The organism is Pseudomonas sp. LLC-1 (genome assembly GCF_002992185.1).
In the GTDB taxonomy this organism is placed as follows: domain Bacteria; phylum Pseudomonadota; class Gammaproteobacteria; order Pseudomonadales; family Pseudomonadaceae; genus Aquipseudomonas; species Aquipseudomonas monteilii.
Genome location: NZ_LUVY01000010.1, coordinates 42,117 through 52,751 on the forward strand (window position 1 = coordinate 42,117; position 10,635 = coordinate 52,751).

Annotated in this window: 9 protein-coding genes and 1 pseudogene; 4 read left to right on the forward strand and 6 right to left on the reverse strand. The window is 64.4% G+C overall.

All coding sequences use genetic code 11. From position 1 onward, the window contains the following. The first annotated feature begins 74 nt into the window (after positions 1-74). Together A0O30_RS08750 and A0O30_RS08755 are read left to right on the forward strand one after the other, a co-directional pair. Positions 75-989, forward strand: a complete 915-nt coding sequence (locus tag A0O30_RS08750; RefSeq protein WP_105946215.1) for a histone deacetylase — start codon at positions 75-77, stop codon at positions 987-989. A 148-nt stretch (positions 990-1,137) separates the two neighbouring features. After that, positions 1,138-2,379, forward strand: coding sequence for a TIGR03862 family flavoprotein (locus A0O30_RS08755; RefSeq protein ID WP_105946216.1), 1,242 nt, complete (start codon positions 1,138-1,140; stop codon positions 2,377-2,379). Between the two features lie 137 nt (positions 2,380-2,516). Here A0O30_RS08755 and A0O30_RS08760 read toward each other — a convergent pair whose 3' ends face one another. The 5 genes from A0O30_RS08760 to A0O30_RS08780 form a co-directional block, all read right to left on the reverse strand. Next, positions 2,517-3,848, reverse strand: a complete 1,332-nt coding sequence (locus tag A0O30_RS08760) for a DEAD/DEAH box helicase (RefSeq protein ID WP_105946217.1) — start codon at positions 3,846-3,848, stop codon at positions 2,517-2,519. Between the two features lie 55 nt (positions 3,849-3,903). After that, positions 3,904-4,824 carry a drug/metabolite exporter YedA gene (gene yedA / locus A0O30_RS08765; RefSeq protein WP_016712134.1) on the reverse strand — a complete coding sequence of 307 codons (921 nt, stop codon included), beginning with the start codon at positions 4,822-4,824 and terminating at the stop codon, positions 3,904-3,906. A gap of 126 nt (positions 4,825-4,950) precedes the next feature. Further along, positions 4,951-5,556, reverse strand: coding sequence for a PolC-type DNA polymerase III (locus A0O30_RS08770; protein ID WP_028699929.1), 606 nt, complete (start codon positions 5,554-5,556; stop codon positions 4,951-4,953). 9 nt (positions 5,557-5,565) lie between these two features. Further along, entirely contained in the window at positions 5,566-6,045 is a 480-nt protein-coding gene (locus A0O30_RS08775) for an NYN domain-containing protein (protein ID WP_016489324.1), read from the reverse strand. A 179-nt stretch (positions 6,046-6,224) separates the two neighbouring features. Next, on the reverse strand, positions 6,225-6,986 hold the full coding sequence (locus tag A0O30_RS08780) for a DUF2076 domain-containing protein (RefSeq protein WP_105946218.1): 762 nt from the start codon (positions 6,984-6,986) through the stop codon (positions 6,225-6,227). A 167-nt stretch (positions 6,987-7,153) separates the two neighbouring features. On the opposite strand from A0O30_RS08780, the gene A0O30_RS08785 reads away from it, so the two are divergent. Both A0O30_RS08785 and A0O30_RS08790 read left to right on the forward strand, forming a co-directional pair. After that, positions 7,154-7,810 (forward strand): YciC family protein, encoded by a 657-nt coding sequence (locus A0O30_RS08785; protein ID WP_105946219.1) that lies wholly within the window; start codon positions 7,154-7,156, stop codon positions 7,808-7,810. A gap of 98 nt (positions 7,811-7,908) precedes the next feature. Next, positions 7,909-8,424, forward strand: coding sequence for a hypothetical protein (locus tag A0O30_RS08790; protein WP_105946220.1), 516 nt, complete (start codon positions 7,909-7,911; stop codon positions 8,422-8,424). 15 nt (positions 8,425-8,439) lie between these two features. On the opposite strand, the pseudogene hrpB reads toward A0O30_RS08790, so the two are convergent. Then, positions 8,440-10,587 (reverse strand): annotated as a pseudogene (hrpB, locus tag A0O30_RS08795) (ATP-dependent helicase HrpB); the annotation flags it as partial. Positions 10,588-10,635 lie beyond the last annotated feature (48 nt).

Consider the following 10,635-nt stretch of genomic DNA (forward strand, 5'->3'; position numbering starts at 1 on the left):
GCTTGCCGGCGATTGGGCAGCAAAGCTGCCCCGGCCATGGCAAGATCAGCACTGGCCCCGATTGCGAACACCCCATGCCGCTGCCGCTGATCTACCACGAAGACTACAGCCCGGAGTTCCCCGCCGAACACCGCTTCCCGATGGACAAGTTCCGCCTGCTGCACGACCACCTGGTCGACAGCGGGCTGACCACTGATCAGGCCCTGCTGCGCCCGGACATCTGCCCCAACGACATCCTCGCCCTGGCCCACGACCGCAGCTACATCGAACGCTACATGAACGGCGAACTGTCCCGCGAGGACCAACGCCGCCTCGGCCTGCCCTGGAGCGAAGCGCTGGCCCAGCGCACCGTACGCGCCGTAGGTGGCTCGCTGCTGACCGCCGAAATGGCGCTGCAGCACGGCATTGCCTGCCACCTCGCTGGCGGCACCCACCACGCCCATTACGACCACCCCGCCGGCTTCTGCATTTTCAACGACCTGGCCGTGATCAGCCGCTACCTGCTGGAGGCTGGCCGGGTACACCGGGTGCTGATCTTCGACTGCGATGTGCACCAGGGCGACGGCACCGCACGCATTCTGCACGACACACCCGAGGCCATCACCGTGTCGCTGCATTGCGAACAAAACTTCCCGGCGCGCAAGGCACAAAGCGATTGGGACATCCCCCTGCCACGCGGCATGGGCGACGCAGCCTACCTGAAGGTGGTGGACGACGCCCTCAACTACCTGCTGCCCCTCTACCAACCCGACCTGGTGCTGTATGACGCTGGCGTCGATGTGCACAAGGACGACGCGCTGGGTTACCTGCAACTGACCGACGCTGGCGTTGCTGCCCGTGACGAAGCAGTGCTGCGCCATTGCCTGGGCCGCGATATCCCGGTGGTGGGTGTGATCGGCGGCGGCTACAGCAAGGACCGCGAGGCCTTGGCCAGGCGCCATGGCATTCTTCACCACAGCGCTGCACGGGTCATCGGTTGTTCACAATGACTGTGGAACCGCTTGTGGATAACCTGCGGGAAAGGCGCTGTAGCCCTTTGGCGGCAAGGCCTGCAGAACACTGGTTATTTTTTGACCAGTGCTTCCATGGGCAGCGCTGCGCTAGAATGCGCCTCTTTTCCACAGCCTGCTGCCCACCATGCCCGATCTGAACCCCGCCCCCTCTCCCCTCGCTGTCGTCATCGGTGGCGGCCCTGCCGGCCTGATGGCCGCAGAAGCACTGGCCCACGCGGGCCTGGCGGTCGAGGTGTTCGATGCCATGCCTTCCGTGGGCCGCAAGTTCCTGCTGGCGGGTGTTGGCGGCATGAACATCACCCACTCCGAGCCCTACCCGGCTTTCGTTTCCCGCTATGCCGGGCGTCAGGGCGAAATCGACGCGCTGCTGCGCGACTTCGATGCCGACGCCTTACGCCAGTGGATTCACGGTTTGGGCATCGAGACCTTCGTCGGCACTTCGGGCCGGGTATTCCCCACCGACATGAAAGCCGCGCCATTGCTGCGCGCCTGGCTCAAGCGCCTGCGCGACGCCGGGGTAGTTATCCACACCCGACACCGCTGGCTGGGCTGGGACGCGGATGGCGCCTTGCGGATTGCTTATCCACAGGGCGAGCGTGCGGTGAAAGCTTCGGTCGTGGTGCTGGCGCTGGGCGGTGGCAGCTGGGCGCGATTGGGCTCCGACGGCAGCTGGCAACCGCTGCTGGCCGAACGGGCTGTGGATATCTCACCTTTGCAGCCGAGTAACTGCGGTTTTGAAGTTGAGGGCTGGAGCGCACTGCTCAAGGACAAGTTCGCGGGCGCACCGCTGAAGAACATCGCCCTCAGCGTCCCGGGCAGCGCACCGCGCAAGGGGGAGTTCATCCTCACCGCGCAAGGGGTGGAAGGCAGCCTGGTGTATGCCTGGTCGGCACCGGTGCGCGAGGCCATCAATCGCGAAGGCCGTGGGCTGCTGTTGCTCGACCTGCTGCCGGACAAGCCTGTGGACAAGATTGCCCAGGCACTGGCCAAGCCACGCGGCTCGCGCTCCATGGCCAAACACTTGCACAGCCAGTTGGGGATTGATGGAGTGAAGGCTGCGCTGCTGCGCGAGCTGACCGATCAGGCGACCTTTGCCGACCCACAGGCGCTGGCCCGGGCGATCAAGGCACTGCCGATCACGCTGGTGCGTACGCGGCCGCTGGATGAAGCGATCAGCAGTGCTGGCGGGGTGCGCTTCGAGGGGCTGGATGAGGGGTTGATGGTCAAGGGCATGCCGGGGGTGTTCTGTGCCGGCGAGATGCTCGACTGGGAGGCGCCGACCGGGGGGTATTTGCTGACGGCGTGCTTTGCCAGCGGCTTGCGCGCCGGGCGGGCGGCGGCGGATTGGGTTTTGCGGGGCTCCTGACAGAATGCCGGGGCTGCTTTGCAGCCCTTTCGCGACACAAGGCCGCTCCCACAAGGACTGCACAAGATCTTAGATTGGCGCTGTACCTGTGGGAGCGGCCTTGTGTCGCGATGGGCCGCACAGCGGCCCCAAAAATCTCAAGGCTTACGCTTACGCGGCCCACCATTGAAGCTCGGCACCTTGCGTACCGCCTTCACCGCCGGCTCTGCATTACCCGCTTCAGTGCTGTCCATCCAGCGCCCCAGCCCACGCTTGGCGCTGTTCTCTTTCGGCTTCTTGGGCTTCTTCGGCTTCTTGATCACCTGGCCCGTGGCATCGGTCATCGGCACCCGGTGATCGGGGATGAAGTCCGGCTCTTCATGGCGCGCCAGCGTCTGGCGGGTCAGCACTTCGATAGCCGCCAGCAGTTGCACTTCATCCGCACACACCAGCGAAATCGCCTCGCCCTTGTTGCCGGCTCGCCCGGTGCGGCCGATGCGGTGCACGTAATCCTCGGCAACAATCGGCAGGTCCAGGTTGACCACCAGCGGCAGGTCATCGATATCCAGACCACGGGCCGCAACGTCGGTTGCCACCAGCACCTGAATCTCGCGGGCCTTGAAGCTGTCCAGCGCGCGCTGGCGGGTGGCCTGCGGCCGGTCACCGTGGATACCGTCGGCATTCACACCCTCGGCCAGCAAGCGCTCTACCAGCTGGTCAACGCCATTGCGGGTCTTGGCGAACACCAGCACCTGCTTCCAGCGCTGTTTGCGCAGCAGGTGGCAGAACAGGTCGACCTTGCGTTTTTTATCCACAGGCACCAGCCACTGCTTGACGCTGGCGGCCGTGGCATTGCGCGGGCTCACTTCGATGCTGAGCGGGTCATTCAGCGCCAGCCCCGCCAGCATGCGGATCTGGTCAGAGAACGTGGCGGAGAACAGCAATGTCTGACGCTTGCGTGGCAGCGCGGCGTACACCGATTGCAGCTCTTCGGCAAAGCCCAGGTCGAGCATGCGGTCGGCTTCGTCCAGCACCAGCGTTTGTACCTGGTTGAACTTCACCGCGTTTTGCCGGAACAGATCGAGCAAGCGGCCCGGGGTGGCCACCAGCAGGTCCACGCCACGGCGCAGGCGCATCATCTGCGGGTTGATGCTGACCCCGCCGTACACGGCGTAAGTGCTCAGCGGCAGGTTCTCGGCGTATTCGCGCACGTTGTTGTGCACCTGCTCGGCCAACTCGCGGGTGGGCACCAGCACCAGCGCACGGATCGAGTTGCTGGCCACTTTCTCACCCTCCAGCGCCAGGCGCTGCAGCACAGGCAAGGCAAAGCCCGCAGTCTTGCCGGTGCCGGTCTGGGCTGCGGCCATCAGGTCGCGGCCAGCCAGCACGGCAGGGATGGCCTTGGCCTGCACCGGGGTCGGGGTGGTGTAGTCCAGCTGCTGCAGCGTGCGCAGCAGCGGTTCGATCAGGCCGAGTTTGGCGAAATTCATGGCAATACCGTCAGGGGGTTCAGCGAAGGCGGCAAGTTTACCGCATCGCCCCTGCCTACTTGCAGATTTCGCCTTTCAACGGCTGAGGGGGCTGGGGCGCCTTGCGCCACTGTGGCAGGCCGATCAGCACCACCGCACCAATGATCACAGCCATGGCCACGCACTCTTCGGCACCAATCTGTTCACCGGCAAAGACAATGCCCAGCAGCACCGCCACCGCCGGGTTGACGTAGGCATAGCTGGTGGCGGCTGCCGGGCGCACATGCTTGAGCAGGTACATGTAGGCACTGAACGCCAGGATCGAGCCGAAGAACACCAGGTAGGCCAACGCCCCCCAGCCAGCGGCAGTCGGCATCTGCGTCATACGCTCGCCCGACAGCACGCTGCCCAGCAACAGCACCGCACCACCCACCAGCATTTCCGCAGCACTGGCCATCGGCCCCTGGGGCAACGGCAAGGTCTTGCTCCACACCGAGCCGAATGCCCACGACGCCGCGGCAAAAATGATCAGTGCCGCGCCAATCGGGCTTGCCTGCAGGTTGGACCCCATGTTCAGCATGCCGATGCCCACCAGCCCCAAAGCGATGCCCGCCCACTCCAGCTTCGAATTACGATGCCCGAACAGCAGGCCAAACAGCAAAGTGAACAACGGCACTGTCGCCACTGCCAGCGCCGCCACACCCGACGCCACCCCAGCGTGTTCGGCCACGGTCACACCGCCGTTGCCACAACTGAGCAGCAGAAAGCCGATCGCCCCCGCTGCCCGCCATTGCGGCCAGGTGGGCGCCGGCACGCCACGCCAGCGCAAAAAACCGTACAGCAGGCCCCCGGCAATCAGAAAGCGCACGCCGGCCATGAGCATCGGCGGCCAACTCTCCACGCCGATGCGAATGAACAGGTAGGTAGACCCCCAGACCAGGTACAAGGCCAGGAAAGCACCAATGAGCAACAGCGGGAAACGACGGGCGGCAGGCATCGGAAAAACTCGAAATCCGTTTACGGGTGACTCAGTTTAACGGCCTGCCTGGGTGAAGATACGTTACAGAACCGGCGCAAATGAGCGGCACACTTTTGGTGCGTTCGGTTTGGGTGGTGGGGAGCCTTAACGGTATTTGGCCAAGGTTTCGCGAATCTTCGCGGCGGGCACTTTCTGCAAGCGGCACAGGAAGTCGTGTGAAAGTTGCTGGATACCATGGGCCTGACGCAGTTCACCGGCCAGGTGTTGCAACAGGTTGGCCGCCATCTCGGCATCGGCCATGGCCCGGTGCGCGGTACCGGTGTCTGGCAGCCCGGCCCAGCGGGTCAGGGTGCCCAGCTTGTGGTTCGGCGCCATTGGCAGCAGGCGCCGCGACAACAGCAGGGAGCAGGCGAACGACTGGCGGCGGCTACGGCCGATGCGGCTCAGTTCGTAATCCCAGAATTTCTGGTCGAACGCCGCATTGTGTGCCAGCAGCGGGGTGTCGCCGACAAACTCGGCCACTTCGTTCATTACCTTGTCCACCGGCGGCGCGCTGCGCAGCATGGCGGTGGTGATACCGGTCAACCCGGCAACGAAGGCCGGTACCGGCACGCCCGCGTTCATCAGGCTCTGGTAGCGCTCGACGATGCGCCCGCCCTCCAGCATCACCACCGCCACTTCGGTGGCACGGCAACCTGCACTGGGGGTGATACCGGTGGTTTCAAAGTCGATGACAGCAATACGTTCCATGCAAGGGCCTCAATGTTTGAGCAATAGCTTACCCTCGATGGGCACATAACGGGTGGCGGCGCGGATCAGCGACAAGGCGGTGAGCCCGGGCACGCCATACACCACAGCCTCGGTGCCATGGCGCTGGATCACCCGCTCCAGCAGCAGGTCGAAGTCACCATCGCCAGAGGCCAGCACCACTTGGTCGACCCGGCTGGCTGCATCGATTACATCCAGGGTGATACCCACATCCCAGTCGCCTTTGGCCGAGCCATCGCTGCGCTGGATGAAGGGTTTGAGGCGCACATCGAAACCGAGGTTGCGCAAGATCTGCTGGAACTGCTGTTGCTTGCTGTCGCCACGGTCGATGGCATAGGCCACGGCTTCGACGATCTGGCCTTCACGGCTGACGTCGGCCCACAACGCGGTGTAGTTGAAATGGCAACCATGGGCCTGGCGCACGGTGTAGTAGAGGTTCTGCACATCGGCGAACAGCGCGATCTTTTTCACCTGGGAACCTCGTGTCTGGTCTGGGATCCTGGGGCTGCTTTGCAGCCCTTTCGCGACACAAGGCCGCTCCCACAGGTAGGGCAATGCATCTGAAACCTGCACTTTACCTGTGGGAGCGGCCTTGCGTCGCGAAAGGGGCGCACCGCGCCCCCAAAAATGCCAGCAGTATGCCAGACCTGTCAGACGTACGAATCGTCGTCCGAGAAGAACCCGCCATCATCGCTGCCGTAATCGGTGTCGGCATAACCGCCTTGGTCATTGCCCCAACCACCGTTGTCAGCCACTTGCTGCTGCCCGCCCTGGTCGTTCCAGCCGCCGCTGTCACTGGCCGGTGTCGGCTCTTCCTTGATCACCTCGACCACCTCTTCCGGCTGCGAGTTGTGGTTGAACAGGCTGCTGATACCCTGCGCCAGCAACACGCCACCGGCCACACCGGCCGCCGTTTGCATGGCGCCGCCAAGGAAGCTGCTGGCACCACTGCGCGCCGGTGCCGCACCAAAGCCAGGCTGCTGCGCTTGAGGCTGGGAGAAGCCCGGCGCCGAAGGCTCACGCCAGCCACCGCCGGATGCTACGGGGGGCGCCGAAGGGCGTTGTTGTGGCTGCGCGACCGGAGCCGCATTGCGCCCACCCGAGCCAAAGATGCTGGACAGGAAACCACCACCGCCAGTGCTCTGTGCACTGCTGCTGGCCTGTGCAGCCTCAGCCTGGGCACGGGCCTGCTTCAGCTCGGCTTCCAGTTGCTTGTTCTGCTCGTCGAGGCGCTTGATTGCCGCCTCCTGCACCAGGATGGCCTGGGCCATGTAGTAAGGCGCCGCCGGCTGCTGGCGCAGGTGTTGCTCGATGCACGCCTGGGCCTGCGCGTCACGCGGCTGGCTCGGGTCTTCGGCTTGCTTGATACGGCCGAACAGGCCGTCGATCAGGGTTTGTTCTTCAGTGTTCATGGGGCGACCTCGTGGGGTAGCGGGACAACGGACAGCGTCAAAGATGGGGCGTACCGGCGCGGGATTCAATCACCGCTGCGGTGAAACTTTTTTCAGCAAGTGACAGCCGCAAGCCCGCTTTGGGCTAAAGTTAGGCCCCTGTTTTAACTGCCATGCGATGTTGACTGATGAATCCGCTGAGCGTTCTGCGCGACTCCCTGTACTTCTTCCGCCGCCACCTGCCGAACATCCTCCAGCTGTGCCTGCCGCTGGTGGTGCTGGAAGCCCTGCTCACCCAACTGCTGTACCGGCAGATGGGCGACCAGGCATCACCGGCCTACGGCATGCTGGTCAGCCTGCTGTTCTACCCGCTGTACAGCGCCGCGCTGATCCTTTACCTGCACACCCGCAGCAACGGCCAGGACATCGCCAAACGCGACCTGTTCGCCCGTGCCCTGCAACTGTGGCCGCAGCTGGCCTTGCTGATCCTCATCAGCTCGCTGCTGATCATGGCGGGCCTTGCGCTGTTCATCTTCCCGGGCGTGTGGATCATGATCAACCTGGTGTTCGCCGAGTACCTGCTGGTACTGCGTGGCCGCCCCGTGGTGCAGGCAATGCGCGAAAGCGCAGCCATGACCACCGGGCACTTCATGCGCATCATGATCTGCGTGGTGGCCGTGCTGGCACCGATCTGGTTGATCGACGGGCTACTGCTGATGGCCTTCCCCGAGCCATCGCCCGGCATGGAGCTGGCCATGGATAGCCTCAGCGGCTTCCTGCAGCTGTTCAGTACCGTGGTGTTGTACCGCCTGTTCATGCTGCTGGAGGGGGGAGCAAGCCACTGATCGACCGTACGATGGGTCACAGTGGAAGGTTTGCAGGCTGCCCAAAGCATTGCCTTTGAGTGAAAAAACAGCCTGCAAACCACCACAGGAAGCGTCCCATGACCAACTACTGGGCTGAAAAAGTCGAAGTCTTTCTCGGCACCCTTCATGTACTCGACTCAACCACCCCGACTGACCGTATGCCGGACAGGCCTCAACAGGCCGTATACCTAAGCCGCTTCACGGAGGCCGATGGTAAAGTGATAGCAGGGCAGAGTGACTGGCTGATCACTGGCAAGCAGCAGCCAGCCTGCGTGTTCCGCTTCCTCTTTCAATCAAGCACAGAGGATCGCCTGCATTTCATGATCACCGGCAGTGGTGCGGATCACGACAAGAAGCTCGGGATCAGCCGCAATGGTTACCTGGGGCTCTATAAACACGCCAGTGTCACCGACTACATCAAACTTGAACCGTTGCGTTGGGCAGAGAATGCCCTGCTGTGCCGAATACGCGATCATCAAGGCCACGCAGTGCGCACCCATCATGAACCTTCGGAGCACACGCCCAACTTCGAGTACCTGAGAATCAGCGAAGGCCAGGAAGTCATGTTCCTCCTCGAACGCACATCCGGCTGAGCCTGTCTCTATTGCTCAAGTACCCCGAGGTTTGGCCCGAGCCGTAGCCTCGGCCACCAGCGGGTCGTCTGGCCAGTAGTGCTTCGGATAGCGGCCCTTCAGGTCCTTTTTAACCTCGGCATAGGTCGTACGCCAGAAGTTGGCCAGGTCTTGGGTTACCTGAACCGGCCGACGCGCCGGTGACAGCAGGTGCAGCTTGACTTGCTGGCGGCCATTGGCGATGCGTGGGGTGTCGGCAAGGCCGAACAGCTCTTGCAGGCGCACGGCGAGAATCGGCGGGTTTTCGCTGTAGTCCAGGCGAATGTGGGAGCCGGACGGCACGGTCAGGTGCGCAGGCGCCTGTTCTTCCAGCCGCTGTGGCAGCGGCCAGGGCAACAGGTTACGCAGCATCGATGGCAGGTCCAGTGCGGCGAAGTGGCCAAGGCGCGATACCTTGCCCAGATAAGGCTGCAGCCAGTCTTCCAGGCTGGCGAGCAACGCCTCGTCCCCCAGGTCGGGCCATTCGCTGTGGTCATTCTTTTCCACGTCGAGCTGACGCAGCAGCGCCACCCGTGCCTGCCACTGGCGCAACTCCGGGGTCCAGGTCAGCAGATTCAGGCCTTTACGCCGGACCAGGCCAAGCAGCGCCCTTGCCCTGGCGTCATCGTCCAGCCCCGGCAGCGGCTCACGGCTGAGCACCAGTTCACCCACCTTGACCTGACGCTCGGCGCGCAACACCTGCTCGCGCTCATCCCAATCCAGGATATCGACCCGCTCGACCTGCTCGGCCAGCACACCGTCGAGCAAGGCTGGATCGAACTCGGCGGCCAGGTAAATCCGCTCTTCGCGCTGCCCTTGGCGGCTCCCCAGGTCGGCGATCACCAACCATGGGCACTTCATCAACGCATCGACCTCGGCGAATAGCGCTGCACGGCCGTTGGCCAGCCGGTACTCCGCACCGCCCTCGCGGCGCTGCTGGGCGACACGGTCGGGGTAGGCCAGCGCCAGCAGCGCGCCCAGCCAGCGCGGATGCTCGGGGTCGGCGACCGCAGCCCCGGGCTTGCCACGCAGCAGGCCGCGGTACTGGCGAGCCAGCTGGCGGGCACGCTGCACGCCGCCCTGGCCACCGCGCGCAGCCTTGCTCTCGCCGCTCACCAGCGCCAGCCGGCTGTGCAAGTCGGCGCCACCGCCCCGCTGGATATCCCGCTCCCCCAGCAACGCAGCCACATCGCATGCCATCTGTGCCAGGCCCAGGTGCTGGCCCCGTAGCAACAAATGTGCGATTCGTGGATGAGCTGGCAGTTCAGCCATGGCCTGGCCATGGTCGCTGAGGCTGTCACGGCTGCCGGGCTTGAAGGCATTGAGCCGCGCCAGCAGGTCCTGGGCCTGGGCGAATGCAGCGGCCGGCGGCTGGTCGAGCCAGCACAACTGCTCGGGGGTAACGCCCCAGCGCGCCAGTTGCAGGGCCAGGCCGGCCAGGTCGGCCTGAAGGATCTCGGCACTGCCATAGGCGGCCAGCTGGTCATGCTGGGCCTCGGACCACAGGCGGTAGCAGACACCAGGCTCCAGGCGCCCCGCACGCCCGGCGCGCTGGGTAGCACTGGCGCGGGAAATGCGCTGGGTGTCCAGGCGGGTCATACCGCTGCCAGGGTCGAAGCGCGGCACGCGGGCCAGGCCGGCATCGATCACCACCCGCACGCCATCGATGGTCAGGCTGGTTTCGGCGATGTTCGTGGCCAGCACCACCTTGCGCAGGCCCTGGGGCGGAGGGTCGATGGCGGCACGCTGGGCATTGAGGTCGAGTTCGCCATGCAGCGGGCACAGCAGGATCTCGGGGCGCTCACCCAGCGCCTCCTGAAGGCTTTGGTGCACCCGGCGGATCTCCGCCTGGCCGGGCAGGAATACCAGCACGCTGCCAGCCTGGTCTGCCAGCGCCTGCAACACGCTGTCCACCACCCGTGGCTCGATGAATTCGCCCGGCTGAAACGGCCGCCCCCAGCGAATGTCCACCGGGTGCATCCGCCCTTCACTGCGGACCACCGGGGCATCGTCCAGCAGCCGCGACAGCCGCTCGCCCTCCAGGGTGGCAGACATCAGCAGCATTTTCAGCGGCGGGTCATCACGCAGCAGTTCGCGGCCATTAAGGCTCAGCGCCAGGGCCAGGTCGGCATCCAGGCTACGCTCGCTGAGTTTGCCGATTTGCTATGTTGTCAAAAATGCACGCACCTACTA

Bases quoted from the DNA above. Each gene is read 5' to 3' on its own strand.
- A0O30_RS08750 (WP_105946215.1), top strand. From the start codon at position 75: ATGCCGCTGCCGCTGATCTACCACGAAGACTACAGCCCGGAGTTCCCC.
- A0O30_RS08755 (WP_105946216.1), top strand. From the start codon at position 1,138: ATGCCCGATCTGAACCCCGCCCCCTCTCCCCTCGCTGTCGTCATCGGT.
- A0O30_RS08760 (WP_105946217.1), bottom strand. From the start codon at position 3,848: ATGAATTTCGCCAAACTCGGCCTGATCGAACCGCTGCTGCGCACGCTG.
- yedA (WP_016712134.1), bottom strand. From the start codon at position 4,824: ATGCCTGCCGCCCGTCGTTTCCCGCTGTTGCTCATTGGTGCTTTCCTG.
- A0O30_RS08770 (WP_028699929.1), bottom strand. From the start codon at position 5,556: ATGGAACGTATTGCTGTCATCGACTTTGAAACCACCGGTATCACCCCC.
- A0O30_RS08780 (WP_105946218.1), bottom strand. From the start codon at position 6,986: ATGAACACTGAAGAACAAACCCTGATCGACGGCCTGTTCGGCCGTATC.
- A0O30_RS08785 (WP_105946219.1), top strand. From the start codon at position 7,154: ATGAATCCGCTGAGCGTTCTGCGCGACTCCCTGTACTTCTTCCGCCGC.
- A0O30_RS08790 (WP_105946220.1), top strand. From the start codon at position 7,909: ATGACCAACTACTGGGCTGAAAAAGTCGAAGTCTTTCTCGGCACCCTT.